Source organism: Pseudomonas sp. PS01303 (assembly GCF_029959385.1).
GTDB lineage: Bacteria > Pseudomonadota > Gammaproteobacteria > Pseudomonadales > Pseudomonadaceae > Aquipseudomonas > Aquipseudomonas rustica.
The window spans coordinates 113,170-131,963 of the sequence record NZ_JASCPK010000004.1; the positions used below are offsets into that span (position 1 = coordinate 113,170).

The 18,794-nt window shown below is 59.7% G+C and carries 12 protein-coding genes; 7 read left to right on the plus strand and 5 right to left on the minus strand.

Annotation, left to right across the window (positions count from 1 at the left end):
- The first annotated feature begins 122 nt into the window (after nucleotides 1-122).
- Entirely contained in the window at nucleotides 123-1,517 is a 1,395-nt protein-coding gene (locus QMX93_RS03490; protein ID WP_053122487.1) for a class II fumarate hydratase, read from the plus strand.
- Between the two features lie 123 nt (nucleotides 1,518-1,640).
- Here the strand turns inward: QMX93_RS03490 and QMX93_RS03495 are convergent, their stop codons facing one another.
- The gene (locus QMX93_RS03495; RefSeq protein ID WP_282352715.1) at nucleotides 1,641-2,600 is read right to left on the minus strand and encodes a DMT family transporter; all 960 of its coding nucleotides are present in this window, start codon (nucleotides 2,598-2,600) and stop codon (nucleotides 1,641-1,643) included.
- A 211-nt stretch (nucleotides 2,601-2,811) separates the two neighbouring features.
- Between QMX93_RS03495 and QMX93_RS03500 the strand changes: the two genes are divergently transcribed.
- Nucleotides 2,812-3,015, plus strand: a complete 204-nt coding sequence (locus QMX93_RS03500) for a DUF6316 family protein (protein WP_159811529.1) — start codon at nucleotides 2,812-2,814, stop codon at nucleotides 3,013-3,015.
- Between the two features lie 101 nt (nucleotides 3,016-3,116).
- Here QMX93_RS03500 and QMX93_RS03505 read toward each other — a convergent pair whose 3' ends face one another.
- Together QMX93_RS03505 and pap are read right to left on the minus strand one after the other, a co-directional pair.
- Nucleotides 3,117-4,301 (minus strand): thiolase family protein, encoded by a 1,185-nt coding sequence (locus QMX93_RS03505; protein WP_053122493.1) that lies wholly within the window; start codon nucleotides 4,299-4,301, stop codon nucleotides 3,117-3,119.
- 102 nt (nucleotides 4,302-4,403) lie between these two features.
- Complete coding sequence (gene pap, locus QMX93_RS03510) at nucleotides 4,404-5,918, minus strand: polyphosphate:AMP phosphotransferase (protein WP_159811527.1); 1,515 nt, start codon at nucleotides 5,916-5,918, stop codon at nucleotides 4,404-4,406.
- Nucleotides 5,919-6,145: 227 nt separating this feature from the next.
- On the opposite strand from pap, the gene mnmC reads away from it, so the two are divergent.
- On the plus strand, nucleotides 6,146-8,125 hold the full coding sequence (gene mnmC / locus QMX93_RS03515; protein ID WP_282352722.1) for a bifunctional tRNA (5-methylaminomethyl-2-thiouridine)(34)-methyltransferase MnmD/FAD-dependent 5-carboxymethylaminomethyl-2-thiouridine(34) oxidoreductase MnmC: 1,980 nt from the start codon (nucleotides 6,146-6,148) through the stop codon (nucleotides 8,123-8,125).
- A 3-nt stretch (nucleotides 8,126-8,128) separates the two neighbouring features.
- Here mnmC and QMX93_RS03520 read toward each other — a convergent pair whose 3' ends face one another.
- Nucleotides 8,129-12,949 (minus strand): NEL-type E3 ubiquitin ligase domain-containing protein, encoded by a 4,821-nt coding sequence (locus QMX93_RS03520; protein ID WP_282352724.1) that lies wholly within the window; start codon nucleotides 12,947-12,949, stop codon nucleotides 8,129-8,131.
- A 316-nt stretch (nucleotides 12,950-13,265) separates the two neighbouring features.
- Here QMX93_RS03520 and QMX93_RS03525 point away from each other — a divergent pair, with 316 nt between their 5' ends.
- From QMX93_RS03525 to QMX93_RS03540, 4 genes are all read left to right on the plus strand, one after another.
- Nucleotides 13,266-15,038 carry an N-acetylglutaminylglutamine amidotransferase gene (locus QMX93_RS03525; protein ID WP_212548994.1) on the plus strand — a complete coding sequence of 591 codons (1,773 nt, stop codon included), beginning with the start codon at nucleotides 13,266-13,268 and terminating at the stop codon, nucleotides 15,036-15,038.
- Nucleotides 15,039-15,041: 3 nt separating this feature from the next.
- Nucleotides 15,042-16,787, plus strand: a complete 1,746-nt coding sequence (gene ngg, locus QMX93_RS03530) for an N-acetylglutaminylglutamine synthetase (RefSeq protein ID WP_282352733.1) — start codon at nucleotides 15,042-15,044, stop codon at nucleotides 16,785-16,787.
- A 139-nt stretch (nucleotides 16,788-16,926) separates the two neighbouring features.
- Nucleotides 16,927-18,117 carry an osmoprotectant NAGGN system M42 family peptidase gene (locus QMX93_RS03535; protein WP_212543763.1) on the plus strand — a complete coding sequence of 397 codons (1,191 nt, stop codon included), beginning with the start codon at nucleotides 16,927-16,929 and terminating at the stop codon, nucleotides 18,115-18,117.
- Between the two features lie 164 nt (nucleotides 18,118-18,281).
- Complete coding sequence (locus QMX93_RS03540; RefSeq protein WP_003192759.1) at nucleotides 18,282-18,509, plus strand: YheU family protein; 228 nt, start codon at nucleotides 18,282-18,284, stop codon at nucleotides 18,507-18,509.
- 5 nt (nucleotides 18,510-18,514) lie between these two features.
- Here QMX93_RS03540 and csrA read toward each other — a convergent pair whose 3' ends face one another.
- Nucleotides 18,515-18,700 carry a carbon storage regulator CsrA gene (csrA, locus tag QMX93_RS03545; protein ID WP_053122506.1) on the minus strand — a complete coding sequence of 62 codons (186 nt, stop codon included), beginning with the start codon at nucleotides 18,698-18,700 and terminating at the stop codon, nucleotides 18,515-18,517.
- Nucleotides 18,701-18,794: the final 94 nt, after the last annotated feature.

Sequence of the window (18,794 nt, forward strand, 5' to 3'; positions counted from 1 at the left end):
CAACCCCCCAAGCCTTGCCGCGCTTGATTGGCGGGGTTTTACCGGTCAACAATCGATTCGATGGAACCACCCGGGCCGAACCCGGCCTAAACTGCGCAAACAGACCAACAGGAGTGTGCACGATGAGCCGTATCGAAACCGACAGCCTGGGCCAGATCGACGTCCCGGACGATGCTTACTGGGGGGCTCAGACGCAACGCTCGCTGATCAACTTCGCCATCGGTCAGGAACGCATGCCGCTGCCGGTACTGCACGCCTTGGCCCTGATCAAGAAAGCCGCGGCACGGGTCAACGACCGCAACGGCGACCTGCCCGCTGACATCGCCCGCCTGATCGAACAGGCCGCCGACGAAGTCCTCGACGGCCAGCATGACGACCAGTTCCCGCTCGTCGTTTGGCAGACCGGCAGCGGCACCCAGAGCAACATGAACGTCAACGAGGTGATCGCCGGTCGCGCCAACGAACTGGCCGGCAATCCGCGCGGCGGCAAGACGCCGGTGCACCCGAACGATCACGTCAACCGCTCGCAAAGCTCCAACGACTGTTTCCCCACCGCCATGAGCATCGCCACCGCGCAAGCCGTGCAGGAACAACTGCTGCCGGCGATTGCCGAGCTGTCCGGTGGCCTCGCCGAACTCGCCGCGCGGCACATGAAACTGGTGAAAACCGGGCGCACGCACATGATGGACGCGACGCCGATCACCTTCGGTCAGGAATTGTCCGGTTTTATCGCGCAACTGGATTACGCCGAACGGGCGATCCGTGCCGCGCTGCCAGCGGTGTGTGAACTGGCACAGGGCGGCACCGCGGTCGGCACCGGGTTGAATTCGCCGCACGGTTTTGGTGAAGCGATTGCTGCCGAACTGGCGGCGCTGTCGGGCCTACCCTTCGTCACCGCGCCAAACAAGTTTGCCGCCCTCGCCGGCCACGAACCGCTGACCAGCCTCTCCGGTGCGCTGAAAACCCTCGCCGTGGCGCTGATGAAAATCGCCAACGACCTACGGTTGCTCGGCTCCGGCCCACGCGCCGGTTTTGCCGAAGTGCGTCTACCCGCGAACGAACCGGGTAGCTCGATCATGCCGGGCAAGGTCAATCCGACGCAGTGCGAGGCACTGTCGATGCTGGCCTGTCAGGTGCTGGGCAACGACGTGACGATCGGCATCGCCGCCAGTCAGGGTCACCTACAGTTGAACGTGTACAAACCGGTGATCATCCACAACCTGCTGCAATCGATCCGCCTGCTTGGCGATGGCTGCAGCAACTTCCAGCAGCACTGCATTGCCGGGCTGGAGCCGGATGCGGAAGTCATGGCGCGGCATCTGGAGCGTGGGTTGATGCTGGTTACGGCGCTGAACCCGCACATTGGTTATGACAAGTCGGCGGAAATAGCCAAGAAGGCTTATAGCGAGGGGCTGACGTTGCGTGAGGCGGCGTTGGCGTTGGGCTATCTGACCGATGAAGAGTTTGATGCGTGGGTGCGGCCGGAGAATATGATTGAGGCTGGGGCCAAGGGCTGAGATTTTCAGCGCCTGTGAGTCAGTCTTCGCGAGCAGGCTCGCTCCCACATTCGATCGCATTCCTGACATGGGATCGCGGTCAATTGTGGGAGCGAGCCTGCTCGCGAATGGAGGCGACGCGGTCTAACTGGCCGCAATCTTCATCCGCCGCGCCTTGAGCCCGGCAATCAACGACGGCCCCAACGCCACCAGCGCCGAGCCCAACACCACCAACACCGCCCCGCCATACCCAAGTCCATTGATCTGCTCGGCATGCACGTACTCCGGCCAGATCCCTGCCGCAATCGCCACCGCGCCAAACGTCACCAACGGCGTAATCGCCAACGTCGCACTGACCCGCGATGCCTCCCAATGCGCCAGCGCTTCGGCGAACGCGCCATAGGCAATCAACGTGTTCATGCAGCACGCCAGCAGCAACCAACCCTGCAACGGACTCAGCTCCAGCGCTTCGAGCGGGTGCACCCATGGTGTCAGCAACAACGCGCAGAACAGGTAGATCACCATCATCACCTGCAACGAATTCCACACCGTCAGCAATTGCTTCTGACCCAGCGCGTAAAACGTCCAGACCGTCGACGCCAGCAGCACCAACAACACGCCGGCGGTGTAATCCGACAGCGAGGTCAGCAACTCCGCCAGACGCTGATTGAAAAACAGCACAAAACCGACCAGCAGCACCAACAACCCGATGCCCTGGCCAATGCTGAAACGCTCCTTGAACACAAACAGACTGGCGATCAGCAACATGATCGGGCCCATCTGCACCACCAGTTGCGCGGTGCCGGGGCTCAGCAGGTTGAGGCCCATCAGATACAGCACGTAGTTGCCGACCAGGCCAAGCACCGCCATCAGCACCAGCCAGCCACCCTTGGGCCCCAGCACTTTGCGGCTCGGCAGGCGTTTGACCGCGGCCAGATAAATGAACAGGCAACTGCCGGACACCATCAAGCGAAACCAGGTCACCGTGACGGGATCCATCACCAGCAACACCTGTTTGAGTTTGATCGGCAGGATGCCCCACAGAAACGCGGTCAGCAGCGCCAGGAACAAGCCGTAAACCCAGCGACCGGATGAAATGTGCATGCGAACCCCAAAAGCCTGCTGACAAGTGCGCTCATTCTAGGCGTGCCGCCGGGCGCGACACAGGGACAGTTGGGGCCAGGACGTGAATGAAACTGTGCAGGTCGCAGCATTAAATTGACGCGCTGCCGTTGATCGGCTGGCCGCGCGAGTTAAGTGCTTCAGGCATAAGCTGATTGGATCCCGTTCAGCGCCTCAGCCAAGGAGACCGATCATGTTAGGCATGCGCGCCCAAGACAACGCCCCCGCCACGCACTTTCGCAGCGACCGCGTGTGCCGGGTCAATGGTGAACTGTATTTCAGCACTCGGGAAAACACCCTTGAGGGGCCGTTTGAGAGTGCCGAGCAGATTGAGAAGGAAATTCAGGCTTATATTGCGCGGATGCAGGGGCTGGATTCCAACCGGATATCCGGTTGATGCCATCGCGAGCAGGCTCACTCCTACAGGGGAATGCATTCCAATTGTAGGAGTGAGCCTGCTCGCGATAGCGGTCGATCAATCAACAAATCTTTCAGGGTTCAGCGCACCGCCTCAAACAACCCCGTCGCACCCATCCCGCCGCCCACGCACATCGTCACAATCCCGTAACGCAAATTACGCCGCTGCAACTCCCGCACCAGATGCCCGACCTGCCGCGAACCGGTCATGCCAAACGGGTGACCAATTGAAATCGAGCCACCGTTGACGTTGTACTTGTCGTTATCGATCTCCAGCCGATCACGGCTGTACAGGCACTGCGAAGCGAACGCCTCATTGAGTTCCCACAGATCAATGTCCGCCACCTGCAAACCTTTCGCCTTGAGCAGTTTCGGCACCGAGAACACCGGGCCGATGCCCATCTCGTCCGGCTCGCAACCGGCCACGGTAAACCCACGGAAAAACGCTTTCGGCTTCAGCCCCAGTTGCAGGGCTTTTTCCAGACTCATCACCAGCGTCATCGACGCGCCATCCGACAATTGCGACGAGTTGCCCGCCGTCACCGAACCGTCTTCAGCGAACACCGGTTTCAACCCGGCGAGGCTTTCATAAGTGGTGTCCGGACGGTTGCAGTCATCGCGATCAACCACGCCGTCGAGAATTTGCACTTCGCCAGTGTTCTTGTCTTCAACGCGATACTTCACCGACATCGGCACGATTTCATCGTTGAACAGCCCGGCCGCCTGCGCCTGCGCGGTGCGGATCTGGCTCTGCAACGAATAGCGATCCTGCGCTTCACGGCTGACGCCATAACGTCGCGCAACCACTTCGGCAGTCTGGCCCATCGTGTAATAGATGCCCGGCGACTGTTGCTTGAGCAGCGGATTGATCAGGTGATCGGTGTTGACGCTTTTCATCGTCAGGCTGATCGACTCGACACCGCCGGCGACGATGATGTCGCTGCAACCCGAGGCGATCTGGTTGGCGGCAATCGCAATCGCTTGCAAGCCCGACGAGCAGAAACGGTTGAGCGTCATGCCGGCGGTGCCGGTGCCCAGACGCGAGAGTACCGCGACGTTGCGGCCGATGTTGTAGCCCTGCGCGCCTTCGTTGGAGCCGGCGCCGACGATGCAATCCTCGACGCTGGCCGGGTCGATGTCATTGCGCGTCAGCAGCGCGTTGACGCAGTGTGCCGCCATGTCATCGGGGCGGGTCTGGTTGAACTTGCCGCGAAAGGATTTGGCCAGGCCAGTCCGCACGCTGTCGACGATCACCACTTCACGCATGGCATACCTCATTGTTGTTGTCGGTTGAGAGTGAACCGAGCATAAGTCCACCCCATTGCCGACTGCGACAATCATTCACCCCGCGTATGCGTGTCCATCGGTTCAGTCCTTGTGCTTTTTCGCGTGCTTGTCGGATTTCTCGAACGCGTCTTCGAGCGCGCGGTTGATCGTGCGCAGCACTTTCACTCGCGCCCAGCGCTTGTCATTGGCCTCAACCAACGTCCACGGCGCGATTTCGGAACTGGTGCGATCGACCATATCGCCGACGGCGGCACGGTAATCGTCCCACTTGTCGCGGTTGCGCCAGTCGTCCTCGGTGATCTTGAAGCGCTTGAACGGGATCTCTTCACGCTCCTGGAAACGCTCCATCTGCGTGTCCTTGTCGATCGCCAGCCAGAACTTGACGACGATCACCCCGGCGTCGGCCAACTGCTCCTCGAAGTCATTGATCTCGCCATACGCACGCAGCCAGTCCGCCGGTGTGCAGAAACCTTCAATGCGCTCCACCAGCACTCGGCCGTACCACGAACGGTCGAACACGGTGAATTTGCCGCGCGCCGGAATATGTCGCCAGAAACGCCAAAGGTACGGTTGCGCACGCTCCTCTTCGGTCGGCGCGGCAATCGGCACGATGTTGTATTGGCGCGGATCGAGTGCCGCCGCGACCCGACGGATCGCCCCGCCCTTGCCCGCCGCATCGTTGCCTTCGAACACCGCGACCAGCGCATGGCGACGCATGCGTTTGTCGCGCATCAGCCCGGACAGGCGCGCCTGTTCGGTGATCAGTTGCTCTTCGTAATCTTTCTTGTCCAGACGCTGGGTCAGGTCGAGGCTGTCGAGCAGGTTCAGATGATCAACCGGTGTGCCCAGCGGCGCGGCGCTGACATCGTGGGGATGCACGTCCGGGCGTTTCAGCGCACTTTGCAAACCTTCAAGGAGAATCTTGCCGACGGCCAGACTGCGGTAGTTGGCGTCCATGCCTTCGATCACATGCCACGGCGCGTAATCGCGACTGGTGCGGCGCAGCACGCGCTCGCCGTATTTGACGAATTTGTCGTAGGTCTCCGATTGCTGCCAGTCGAGCGGGCTTATGCGCCAGCTGTGCAGCGGATCGTCGGCCAACGCTTTGAGTCGCGCCTTCATCTGCTTTTTTGACAGGTGAAACCAGAATTTGAAGATCAGCGCGCCTTCATCGCAGAGCATCTTTTCCAGACGCTCGGCGCCAGCGATCGCTTGATCCAGGCGTGGATCCTTGAACAAACCGTGCACCCGCCCCTGGAGCATCTGGCTGTACCAGTTGCCAAAGAAAATCCCCATCCGCCCTTTGGCCGGGAGCATCCGCCAGTAACGCCAGGCCGGTGGCCGCGAGAGTTCTTCGTCGCTCTGTTGGTCGAAAGTGCGCACCTCGATCAGGCGCGGATCCATCCACTCGTTGAGCAACTTGACCGTCTCGCCCTTGCCCGCGCCTTCGATGCCGTTGATCAAAATGATCACCGGGAAACGCTTCTGTTGCTGCAACTCGAACTGGGCCTCCAGCAGCGCTTCACGCAGTGCCGGGACGGCGGCCTCGTAGGTGTCTTTGTCGATGGCGTGACCGATTTCAGCGGATTCAAACATTGGACGGCTCCTTCCAGGGTTCAGCAAGACTAGCGGATGATGACAACCTCTGAACAGATCGCAGCCTGCGCCAGCTCCTACACTGGAATGCAATCCACCCTGTAGGAGCTGCCGAAGGCTGCGATCTTTTGACATTTTCCATGGCCCCCTGGATCAGACCTTGCCATGGATCAAGCACCCCTCGCCCGATCGGCTAGAATGGCCGCCTTGACGTTGCCGAGCCTGCCATGAAACCCGTATTGCCCCACGCCCAACTCGATTGGGATGAACAGGGACGCCCGCGTTCGCGAGTGTTTGATGACGTGTATTTTTCCGACAAGTCCGGTCTGGATGAAACCCGTTATGTGTTCCTCGAACAAAACCGCCTGGCCGAGCGTTTTGCTGCGCTGCCGGCAAGCGGTCGTCTGGTTATCGGCGAAACCGGTTTTGGCACCGGGCTGAATTTTCTCTGTGCCTGGCAGTTGTTCGAACAACACGCCGTGGCCGGGGCGCGGTTGCATTTTGTCAGCGTCGAAAAATACCCGTTGAGCCCGGCCGATCTGCAACGGGCATTGGCCTTGTGGCCAGAACTCAAACCGTTGGCCGATCAATTACTCAAGCATTACGTAGCCATCCATCAAGGATTTCAGCGCATCACCCTGGCCGACGGTCGCGTGACGCTGACCCTGTTGATCGGTGATGCACTGGAGCAACTGCCGCAACTCGATGCACAGATCGACGCATGGTTTCTCGACGGTTTCGCCCCGGCGAAAAACCCCGACATGTGGACGGCGGAACTGTTCGTCGAACTGGCACGACTCGCGGCACCCGGCTCGACCATCAGCACCTTCACCAGTACCGGTTGGGTGCGCCGTTTGCTCAACGCCGCCGGCTTCAAAATGAAACGCACGCCGGGCATTGGCCATAAGTGGGAAATTCTGCGTGGCGAGTTCCTCGGTTGGCCGTCAGACGTTGCGCCACCCGCCCCGGAAAAGCCGTGGTTCGCCCGCCCTGCCCCAGTGACAGGCGAACGTCGTGCACTAGTAATCGGCGCCGGTCTCGCTGGATGCGCCACGGCTTCAAGCCTCGCCGCACGCGGTTGGCAAGTCAGTCTGCTGGAGCGCCACGATGGCGTGGCGCAAGAAGCCTCGGGCAATCCGCAGGGCGTGCTGTATCTGAAGCTCTCCGCCCACGGCACCGCGTTATCGCAATTGATCGTCAGCGGTTTCGGCTACACCCGTCGCTTGCTGGAAACCCTGCAACGCGGCACCGATTGGGACGATTGCGGCGTGCTGCAACTGGCGTTCAATGCCAAGGAAGCCGAGCGCCACGCGCAATTAGCCGCAGCCTTCCCCGAAGATTTACTGCAATGGCTCGACCAGCCCGAAGCGCAACACCGCGCCGGCATCGCTTTGGCCCACGGCGGTTTGTACTATCCCGAGGGCGGCTGGGTGCATCCACCGGCGCTGTGTCAGGCGCAAGCCGCGCAGCCGAACATCGAACTGCTCAGCCATCGTGACGTACTGGAACTGCGCAAAGTCGACGATCAGTGGCAAGCCTTCGACGGTGACCGCTTACTGGCTAGCGCACCGGTCGTGGTGCTGGCCGGCGCCGCCGAGATCAAACGTTTTGCGCAAAGTGCCGAGCTGCCGCTCAAGCGCATTCGCGGACAAATCACTCGCCTTGCCGAGACCGCAGAAAGCCAGGCCCTGACTACCGTGGTTTGCGCCGAAGGCTACGTCGCCCCGGCACGTTTGGGCGAACATACCCTCGGGGCGAGCTTCGATTTCAACAGCGACGACCTGACCCCGACCATCGCCGAACACGAAGGCAATCTGGCGATGCTCGAAGAAATCTCCAGCGACCTCGTGTCGCGTCTGCACATCAGCGAACAGCCTGTCGAAAACCTTCAGGGCCGCGCCGCATTCCGCTGCACCAGCCCCGACTATTTGCCGATCGTCGGCCCCCTCGCCGACCGCGAAGCGTTCGATCAGGCATACGCCACGTTAGCCAAAGATGCCCGCCAGGTTCCGGACGTGGCCTGCCCGTGGCTTGACGGGCTCTACGTCAACAGCGGCCACGGTTCTCGCGGTCTGATCACCGCACCGCTGTCGGGTGAATTGCTCGCCGCCTGGCTCGACAACGAACCGTTGCCGCTGCCGCGAAGTGTCGCTGAGGCGTGCCATCCCAATCGCTTTGCTCTGCGCCGTCTGATTCGCGGCAAGTAGCTTTTACCCTTGGGGCAAGGCGCAGATCCCCAGATTAACCAAACGTATCGCATCGTCGGTCAGGCGTGTCAGCACAGCTTCCTCAGCCAGCTCCCGCTGGAACCTGATCGCATCCATCTGACTGAGATAATCGGCGGAACTGAGTGTGCTCGCCTGTTCAAATACGGCATCCAGCTGCGGTGAAAACGTCTCGTCAATATTGGAGAACTGGCGACTGAACGTGCGTTTGAGGTAATCGCACCAGAATGACTGGCGCTGCAGGAACGTCACCCACTGCGCTGAAGCTTCAGCCGTAATGATCCTGTTCTTCGCAATGTCCAGATCAGCACGGGTCACACCGCCCAGTAATGCATAACGCATGAACCGCGGCTGCCCCGGCAGATCCAGGTCATCGGCGAGACCGGTGCGATACGCGAGGTTGACCTCCAAAGGATCGGCGGTCGGATTCTTGTCGGCATGTTCTTGAGCGATCTGGTTCAACTGATCCAGACGGAACAGACCACGGCCGAGTTTGATCAGGGGTTTGGCACCATTTACCCGACCTTCAGCAGGGCTGATCACCCTGTCGACTTCAACGGCGATTTCCAGATGACTGAAGTTTATCGCTGCACTGTCCGTACAGTTGATCGGATTGGCCGCCAGATCGAGGATCTGTTCGTACAACGGCGCTCGCTGCTCCGCCGCCTCGAGTACTGCCCAGACCCGCCGATGCATGTCTTTGGTCGCTTTCTCGGAATCGGCGGTATGACTGAGTTCCGCCAGCAAATGGAATAATCCTTCGGCCCTCGGATCATCCTTGAATGCCGTCCAGATTCGGTTACGACGATTCCAGTCCTCCCCCGCGCCGTCAGTGAACCAGAGCGATCGCGCCTGGTTTTCGTCGAGACGGGCATTATCGTTATCCAGATAGCCCATGCCGACGCCGATGTTTTCCCGGTAATTGGACAGGTGCGTGTTGCTGACATCGGACAGTGGATTGAATCGCAGGTTAAGTGCCTCACTGAAACGGCGCGGGGTTGTGAAGAGCCAATCCGGCAATACCTTTATTTCGTTGTTGCGCAAATCCACCCAGTCCGGATCCGGCAAGCGTGCCAGACCTTTGGGCAATTCCGTAGCACCGGTCTCGCGCAGTGCCAGAGAGCGCAATTTCAACATATGACTGACATCCGGGGTTGCCCCCAGCGGATTGCCGCTCAGATTCAAACTGTGAAGCGTGCGCAACTGGCTCAGCTTCAACAGCGTCTGCTCGGTCAGCCTGATCTGGTTACCCGCCAGGCTCAACCGACCCAGATCAGGCATGAACGACAGAATTTCCGGCAGCCGAGTGAGCTTATTGCGATCAAGCTCCAGCGTTTCAACTTGCTTGAACGAGCGAAGGAAATACGCGATATCGTCGCCTTGCTCCATGTTCCTCAACGACAATCGTTTGATGTGGTCGAACTTCAGACCCGGTGGCAGGGTGGGCAGTTTGCCGACTCGCATGCCGTCCAGATTCAAGGTACAAACGGGTTGGCCATTGGCGTCTCTGACCCACAAGAGTCGCCGAAAACTGTCCTCAATCAGTTCAGCGGTGGCTTTGCGACTATGACGCACCTCTTGCCCATCCCCGCCGAGCGCCCTTATCGCGGGCTCATCCTCGCTCCAGAGTTCCAGTGCATCGCGCAGGCTGCGCAGATCCTCACGCAACGCTTTAACACCGGTTGCCCGGGTCAGCGGGTCGTTGCCCAACTGATCGATCAATTGGCTGGCCTGGGTCTCGGTGTAGCTGGGGAAAAGCCTCAAGACTTTGCGCAGCAATGCTCGCGGATGAGTCGTCGTCATCACCTGATCGGCCTGCACACAAGCCGGCTCGAAAACAACCGGCTCAGACTTGCCGGAGATCAACATCCGCGCAGTCACCTCGCGCTCGTCCAGTGCAGTTTCAAGCAGCTTGTTGCGTAGTCGAGCCCCATCAGCAGGCACCGGATCGGGGAAACCGGCGGCGGCACGTTGCGCAGGAGTCAGCGCCTTGAGAATGGCTTGATAGCGCTCGTCAGCCCCCGCCTCAACCCGTCCCAGCGATTTGCTGTCGCCATCAAACACCTCATACCCGCCATTGGATTTAACCAAAGTGCGGGTGTTCAAGGGCGTCGCCGGCGCGACACCAATCGCTTCCAGCAAAGGCCCTTTCAGGGTTTTTTCTCGTACCTCAAGCCGCAGTTGTGCATCCCAGCCGCTCAGACGGGGCAGTAACTGTATGGCCAGTTTTTCAGTGTCCGGGTTGGCCATTGCCGGCAAATGAAGCCCGATCAGCGCACGATCAACACGTACCTGATGGGTCGCGGCCCTGACCTTCTGCGCCAGACCGACAGGCACTCGACCGCTAGAACGCAGGTGCAGACGCTCGACACTCGGCGCTTGATCGATAAGACGCTGCGCATGGCGCGCCGGCAGCTCGACAAACGTATTGCGCAGCTTCTGCACATCGTCAGCCTCGATCCGGTCATAGCGTTCATACATTCGCTGGAACACCGCCGGACGATCAGCCTTGAGCCGTGAGCCGAGTTTTTTAGCGAGAATCTCGCGTTCGTTCTGACGACCGGGATTGCCCCCCAGCAAGGCATCGACTTCCTTCTGATACAAACCATCGATCACCGTTTGCAGCAATTGCCCTTCGGCCAATTGATCTTCAGTGATCACCACACTGAGACGATCGTCGCGCACCGCAGTGAGAGGATAGGTTGCGGTGACTTCGCCCGCGGCATCGGTGACCGCGATGTAACGGTCTGTGGGCCAGCCGGGCAGCTTCGACAACGCACGCAACTGTTCATGCACAGGTTGCCCTGAGTGGGTTTCGCCCCGCTCAAGCTCGGCGATGAGCACGCGTAACCGTCGCTCCGTACGCAATCGCTCCACGCTGTCGCGCAGCCGGGATGACAGCGGCAGATTGTCGTGCAAGGCACGCTGCAACGCTTCGTAGCGGTCGCCACTGATCCTGCGCATCATGTCCAGTTCGGCATCGGTAAAATCACACAGCTGTGGATCGATGCGTTTGAGGGTATACGCCGCGCTGCGCCACTGTTCTGTGTCTTCGGCCGGAGTGCGCCAGCCACCTTCGACGTGACGTTCAAGTACAGGGGAGAACGCTTCAGGGCGTCCAGGGTGTTGCAGGCGCCAGGTACGCAATGCCGAATCGAAAGTGCCCGCAAGGATCCGGTGCCCGACGCGGCCGTACTCCGTGCTGCCGATCTGATGCAGTTCTTCGGTTCCTTCAGCCAGCGTGAATCCGCGCGGAAGGTCATGCTCGTAAGGGCTTAAATCAGGTTTCCACAGCCGTGGTTTGCCGGCCTGATTGAAAATCGCGGTGAACTGGCCGAAGAACGCCGGATGTGAACGCACCAGATCGCGTCCGAGCGTGCCAACGACTTTCTGGCCACCCGCGAACACGCCCATCAGTGCAATATTTTCCGCCACGCTGAGCAGGTGTGACAGCGCTTCCTGCTGGTCGCCCCGCTGCCAGTCCTCGATGCCTTCATACACCTCGCCAAGCAATTGCCCTACCGCAACGCCCATCATCAGTTGGCCGAGTACCGGTACAAAAAATCCTGCTACGGAGGCAACGGTGACACCGAGCTGGAGAAAATCCAGCAGACGTTTGCGGCGTGCATCGTCATCAATGTCGGCGGTCGGCACCGCCAGTTTGCGTGCATCAACCTGCATTTTGCCTACGTGACTTTGCATCATGAACTCGAACAGCGGCACCGTGATCGGCAACGACTTGATGGATCCCAACTCAGCGGAATCGGCGACAGCCTTGAAAAAATCTGCCTTATCATCTTCATCAATGCTGTTGGCGAAGTAATCCTTGTAGCGCCGATCCTTCAACTTTTGCGTCAGGTACTGTTTGAACGCATTGAAGCTCGGGTACTCGTACAACGCGCGCTCGGGCTCTCCCGCCATATACACCAGGCACGGTTCCTGAGGATGCGATTCGAACGAATGGGCGCAAAACACCACGACACCCCAGACGCAGCTGTCGAAAATCTCCAGGCCTTGCATCATCAGTGTCTGTTTGTTGTAGAGCAGCGTTGCCGTCGACACCACACCCTCGGCGTCAATTAGCCTTTGCACAGTCTGCAACCCGGCAGGGGTGATGTGATTTTTGATGGCGGCGAGTTGGGTGTCCAATTGCAACGACAGCTTTTTCATGTTCGCAATGTCGTGAACCATGGCGTTGCGCACCACAGCCTTGTCGTCACCCTCCAAGGGCCCGAAGACCTGCTGAAAATGCGCCTGGTAGCGTTTACCAAGATCCAGCTCTCGGCATAGCCCGGCAAAAGCCGCCACAGTCAAACCGCTTACGCCGCCCGGAGTGCTTTGTACGACGACCTGACTGCCGACGGGAAAACCGCCGGCGGCTTCCTCTTCGGTGAAATTCTGCATGGCGGCCTGTAGCAACGTCTGCGTAGCCGCCGGAAAGGTTTTTACGCCGTTTTCATCTGTCGATATCGGCTCGCAGCCGCAATCGGCACCGGGCAAGCTCAGAAAATCCTTTTCTACGTCGAAATCCACCGGCCATTTCTGGCGCAGCGCAACGGTCAGTTCATCGATACAAAAGGAGTGCAACGGCTTGAGCGTGGCCAGCTCCTTTTCGACTGTCAGTTGAACGGCATGCAACTCTCGAGTGGTTCGATCAATCGCCGCGAGTTGGGTGGCTGAACATTTCAGCAAAAAAGCGGGCAGGTTTTTTTGCAAGGCTTCGGCGCTGTCCAGATCGCCAGTGGCGTCGAGCAACGTGTTCAAAGTCAGATCTTGAGACAGCGTTTTTATTTCTGTGGTCGGCATCTGCAATAGTCCTTTATTGCGGGTTCGAACGACGACCATATCAATACCGAGGAAAAATAAAAAACCTAAAAAAACGGCTGAAACGCAGGTGATTCAACAGTTTTTTGTACCGATAAAATATCTATATACCGCCATTTGATTTCGATCCGCTGTTATGGGAAGTGACGCACGTCGGGGCTTTGCGGATCGTCGGATACGTGCGCTTATAACTCATCGTTCTAAAACTCCCACAACCGCACCGGGTCAGTTTCTGAGTACCGGCCATGTCGGCCGCTGAAGAAATACCCTCCCCAACGGAAAAACCGGTAAGGACTTTATGTGCGGATTAGCTGGCGAGTTACGTTTTGATCAACAACCTGCAGACCTTGCAGCCATCGAGCGAATCACCCATCACCTGGCGCCTCGCGGCCCTGACGCGTGGGGCTTTCATGCTCAAGGGCCGATTGCCCTTGGCCATCGTCGCCTGAAAATCATGGACTTGTCGGACGGTTCGGCGCAGCCGATGGTCGACAGTCAACTCGGCCTGTCGCTGGCCTTCAACGGCGCGATCTATAACTTCCCGGAATTGCGCGCTGAGCTCGAAGCGCTGGGCTATGCCTTCTATTCCGGTGGCGACACCGAAGTGCTGCTCAAGGGCTACCACGCCTGGGGCGAAGCGCTGCTGCCGAAACTCAATGGCATGTTCGCCTTTGCCATTTGGGAGCGCGATGCCAAGCGTCTGTTTATCGCCCGTGACCGTCTCGGCGTGAAGCCGCTGTACCTATCGCGCACCGGTCAGCGTTTGCGTTTTGCCTCGGCCCTGCCGGCGCTGCTCAAGGGCGGCGACATCAACCCGATCCTCGATCCGGTGGCGCTCAATCACTACCTGAATTTTCACGCCGTGGTGCCTGCGCCGCGCACCTTGCTGGCTGGCATCGAAAAGCTGCCGCCAGCGAGCTGGATGCGCGTTGAAGCCGATGGCACCACCGAGCAGAAAACCTGGTGGACACTGCCTTACGGCCCACACGACGACGAGAAAAATCTGACGCTGGAAGACTGGGTCGACCGCGTGCTGGACAGCACTCGCGAAGCGGTGGCGATTCGTCAACGTGCCGCCGTCGATGTCGGCGTGCTGCTGTCCGGCGGTGTCGATTCGAGCATGCTCGTCGGTCTGTTGCGCGAAGTCGGCGTGGAGAATCTGTCGACCTTTTCCATCGGTTTTCAAGATGCCGGCGGCGAGCGCGGTGACGAGTTCCAGTATTCGGATCTGATCGCCAAACACTACGGTACGCAGCATCATCAGTTGCGTATCGACGAGAAAGAAATCATCGAGCAACTGCCCGCCGCGTTCCGCGCGATGAGCGAGCCGATGGTCAGCCACGACTGCATCGCTTTCTATCTGCTGTCGCGCGAAGTGGCCAAGCACTGCAAGGTGGTGCAGAGCGGCCAAGGCGCGGATGAGCTGTTCGCCGGTTATCACTGGTACCCGCAAGTCGACGGCGCGGCCGACCCGTACGCGGCGTATCGCAACGCGTTTTTCGACCGCAGTTATGACGACTACGCGGCCACCGTGCAACCGAAATGGCTGACCGCGAATGACGCTGCCGGCGACTTCGTAAAGGAACATTTCGCACAGCCCGGCGCAGATGCCGCTGTGGACAAAGCGCTGCGTCTGGACAGCACGGTGATGCTGGTCGATGACCCGGTCAAACGCGTCGACAACATGACCATGGCTTGGGGCCTGGAAGCGCGTACGCCGTTTCTCGACTACCGACTGGTTGAACTGTCGGCCCGTGTGCCGGGCAAATTCAAGCTGCCGGATGGCGGCAAGCAGGTGCTGAAAGAAGCCGCGCGCCGGGTCATTCCGAGTGAAGTGATCGACCGTAAAAAAGGCTATTTCCCGGTGCCGGGCCTCAAGCATTTGCAAGGCGACACCTTGAACTGGGTGCGCGAACTGCTGCTCGATCCGAGTCAGGATCGCGGCCTGTTCAACCCGGCCATGCTCGATAAATTGCTGACCGACCCGCAAGGCCAACTGACGCCGTTGCGCGGTTCGAAACTGTGGCAACTGGCTGCTCTGAACCTGTGGCTCAGTGAACAAGGAATCTGATCGATGAAACCCCACGCCACGGCCATCAACCAACGGCTGATTCGCGGTCAGACCCCGTCCTATGAACGCTTGCAGGCACGTTTGGCTGAAGACGGCAGCACACTCGCCGCCGAGCCGATTGCGGTGCATTGCGGTTGGGGCCGGTTGCTGATCGGCCACACCTTTCCTGACCCGGCGTCGTTGGCGCAGGAACTGCTCAACGAGCAGCCCGGCGAACGCGATATCGCGCTGTACGTGGCTGCGCCGCAGCAGATTCTGGGGTTGGAACCGACGCAGCTGTTTCTCGATCCGTCCGACACGTTGCGTTTGTGGTTCAGCGATTACCGTCAAGCGACCCGCGTGTTTCGCGGGTTCCGCATTCGCCGGGCGCAGAACGAGGCGGACTGGCAGGCGATCAATCTGTTGTATCAGGCGCGCGGCATGTTGCCGATCGACTCCACCCTGCTCACCCCGCACCATCAGGGCGGCCCGGTGTATTGGCTGGCCGAGGATGAGGACAGCGGCGCGGTGATCGGCAGCGTCATGGGCCTGAATCATCACAAGGCGTTCAACGACCCGGAAAACGGCAGCAGCCTGTGGTGCCTGGCGGTTGATCCGCAATGCTCGCGGCCGGGTGTCGGCGAAGTGCTGGTGCGTCATCTGGTCGAGCACTTTATGAGTCGCGGGTTGAGCTATCTCGATCTGTCGGTGTTGCACGACAACCGTCAGGCGAAAAACCTCTACGCCAAGCTTGGTTTTCGCAACCTGTCGACTTTCGCGATCAAACGCAAAAACGGCATCAATCAGCCGCTATTTCTCGGCCCGGGCCCGGAAGCGCAGTTCAATCCGTATGCGCGGATCATCGTTGAAGAGGCGCATCGGCGCGGCATTGACGTGCAGGTGGATGACGCCGACGCCGGGTTGTTTACGCTCAGCCATGGCGGCCGTCGCGTTCGTTGCCGTGAATCGCTGAGCGACCTGACCAGCGCGATCAGCATGAGTCTGTGTCAGGACAAAAGCCTTACCCACAAAGTACTGAAAGCGGCCGGTCTGAATCTGCCGTCGCAGCAACTGGCGGGCAATGCCGACGACAATCTGGCCTTTCTCGATGAGCATCAACGGGTGGTGGTCAAGCCGCTCGACGGTGAACAGGGCCAGGGCGTTGCGGTGGATTTGCAGAATATCGAAGAGCTGCAGCAGGCTATCGAAGCGGCGAAACAATTTGATAGCCGAGTGCTGTTGGAGAGCTTCCACGAAGGCCTCGATCTGCGAATTCTGGTGATCGGTTTTGAAGTGGTCGCGGCAGCGATTCGCAAACCGGCGGAAGTGGTTGGCGATGGTCAGCATTCGATTGGCGCGTTGATTGAGGCGCAAAGTCGACGCCGGCAAGCGGCCACCAGTGGCGAGAGCAAGATTCCACTGGATCACGAAACCCAGCGCACCTTGCATGCAGCCGGGTATGACTACAGCAGTGTTTTGCCGGCGGGTGAACATTTGTTCGTGCGCCGTACTGCGAATCTGCACACCGGTGGCACGCTGGAGGACGTCACGGCGATTCTGCATCCGACACTGGTCGACGCGGCGGTGCGTGCGGCGCGGGCGCTGGACATTCCAATGGTTGGCCTCGACTTGATGGTGCCGGCGGCGGATCAGCCGGAATACGTGTTTATCGAGGCCAACGAACGCGCCGGGCTGGCCAATCATGAACCGCAGCCGACGGCTGAGCGGTTTGTTGATTTGTTGTTTCCGCACAGTCAGCCGGCCATTTAACCCCTTCCTGATCGTTCCCACGCTCTGCGTGGGAACGCCTCACCGGACGCTCCGCGTCCATTTGGGACGCAGAGCGTCCCGGGCTGCATTCCCACGTAGAGCGTGGGAACGATCAGTGCTCAACCCATCAGGAGTTTCCATGACCCCACAAATCCCCGAACCGGATCTCAACTACCTGCAAAAAGTCCTCCTGGAAATGCTCGCCATTCCCAGCCCGACCGGTTTCACCGACACCATCGTGCGTTACGTCGCCGAGCGTCTCGAAGAACTCGGCATCCCGTTCGAAATGACCCGGCGCGGCACCATTCGCGCCACGCTCAAGGGCAAGAAAAACAGCCCTGACCGCGCAGTCTCCGCGCACCTCGACACCATCGGCGCCGCCGTCCGCGCGGTGAAAGACAACGGTCGCCTGACCCTCGCCCCCGTCGGTTGCTGGTCGAGCCGTTTTGCCGAGGGCAGCCGGGTTAGCCTGTTCACCGACAACGGCGTGATTCGCGGCAGTGTGTTGCCGTTGATGGCGTCCGGGCATGCGTTCAACACCGCCGTGGATGAAATGCCGATCAGTTGGGATCACGTCGAATTGCGTCTGGACGCCTACTGCGCGACCAAGGCCGATTGCGATTCGCTGGGCATCAGCGTTGGCGATGTGGTGGCGTTTGACCCGCTGCCGGAGTTCACCGAAAGCGGCCACATCAGCGCCCGTCACCTCGATGACAAGGCTGGCGTTGCTGCGCTTTTGGCTTCGCTGAAAGCCATCGTCGACAGCGGTCAGGAATTGATGATTGATTGCCATCCGCTGTTCACCATCACCGAAGAAACCGGCAGTGGCGCGGCGGCGGCATTGCCGTGGGACGTCAGTGAATTTGTCGGCATCGACATTGCGCCGGTCGCGCCGGGACAGCATTCCAGCGAACACGCAGTGAGCGTGGCGATGCAGGATTCCGGCGGGCCGTATGACTATCATCTGTCGCGACACTTGTTGCGGCTGGCCAGTGAAAACGAGTTACCGGTAAGGCGCGATTTGTTCCGCTATTACTTCAGCGATGCGCATTCGGCGGTCACCGCCGGGCACGATATTCGTACCGCTCTGCTGGCGTTTGGTTGTGATGCGACACATGGTTATGAGCGTACGCACATCGACAGTCTGGCCGCGCTGAGCCGATTGTTGGGCGCGTACATCTTGAGCCCACCGGTGTTTGCCAGTGATGCGGCGCCGGCGAATGCTTCGCTGGATCGCTTCAGTCATCAGATTGAACATGACACGCAGATGGAGAGCGAAACGCGGGTGCCGCCGGTGGATAGTCTGGTGGGGCAGCGTTCCGACAATTAATGTGACCATTAGGCCGCCTTCGCGAGCAAGCTCGGCTCCTACAGTTGACCGCGTTTCCTGTAGGAGCTGAGCTTGCTCGCGATGAGGCCGGTGCGGTCAACACAAAACTGGCAGCCAACCGGCAATCGCCGTAGCATCCCGACATTGATTCAGCCGAGGTGCCCATGCTCATCCCTTACGACGCTCTTGAAGTCGACACCCTCACCCGCCTCATCGAAGATTTTGTCACCCGCGACGGCACCGACAACGGCGATGACACGCCGCTGGAAACCCGCGTGCTGCGCGTACGTCAGGCGCTGACCAAAGGCCAGGCGTTGATCGTCTTCGACCCGGAAAGCGAGCAGTGCCAGTTGATGCTCAAGCACGACGTGCCCAAGCATCTATTCGACTGAATTTCTCAGCGGGCCCCTTCGCGGGCCTGCTTGCGCTGGATTCGTTCATAGACTTCGGCGCGGTGCACATTGACCTTCTTCGGCGCTTCGACGCCAAAGCGCACGCTGGAGCCGTTGACGGACAGCACGCGCAGGGAAATATCGTCGCCGATGGAAATCAACTCACCGACAACACGGCTGAGTACAAGCATGAGGTTCGTCCTTCAGGGGGTGGCAAACCCTGAAGATGCGCGGCTTGCCGGCGCGCCACAATGTGTGGCCGGCAATTCAGTCTTGCCCTACAGC

Bases quoted from the DNA above. Each gene is read 5' to 3' on its own strand.
- pap (WP_159811527.1), bottom strand. From the start codon at position 5,918: ATGTTTGAATCCGCTGAAATCGGTCACGCCATCGACAAAGACACCTAC.
- QMX93_RS03535 (WP_212543763.1), top strand. From the start codon at position 16,927: ATGACCCCACAAATCCCCGAACCGGATCTCAACTACCTGCAAAAAGTC.
- QMX93_RS03525 (WP_212548994.1), top strand. From the start codon at position 13,266: ATGTGCGGATTAGCTGGCGAGTTACGTTTTGATCAACAACCTGCAGAC.
- QMX93_RS03520 (WP_282352724.1), bottom strand. From the start codon at position 12,949: ATGCCGACCACAGAAATAAAAACGCTGTCTCAAGATCTGACTTTGAAC.
- ngg (WP_282352733.1), top strand. From the start codon at position 15,042: ATGAAACCCCACGCCACGGCCATCAACCAACGGCTGATTCGCGGTCAG.
- csrA (WP_053122506.1), bottom strand. From the start codon at position 18,700: ATGCTTGTACTCAGCCGTGTTGTCGGTGAGTTGATTTCCATCGGCGAC.
- mnmC (WP_282352722.1), top strand. From the start codon at position 6,146: ATGAAACCCGTATTGCCCCACGCCCAACTCGATTGGGATGAACAGGGA.
- QMX93_RS03500 (WP_159811529.1), top strand. From the start codon at position 2,812: ATGTTAGGCATGCGCGCCCAAGACAACGCCCCCGCCACGCACTTTCGC.
- QMX93_RS03490 (WP_053122487.1), top strand. From the start codon at position 123: ATGAGCCGTATCGAAACCGACAGCCTGGGCCAGATCGACGTCCCGGAC.
- QMX93_RS03495 (WP_282352715.1), bottom strand. From the start codon at position 2,600: ATGCACATTTCATCCGGTCGCTGGGTTTACGGCTTGTTCCTGGCGCTG.
- QMX93_RS03505 (WP_053122493.1), bottom strand. From the start codon at position 4,301: ATGCGTGAAGTGGTGATCGTCGACAGCGTGCGGACTGGCCTGGCCAAA.
- QMX93_RS03540 (WP_003192759.1), top strand. From the start codon at position 18,282: ATGCTCATCCCTTACGACGCTCTTGAAGTCGACACCCTCACCCGCCTC.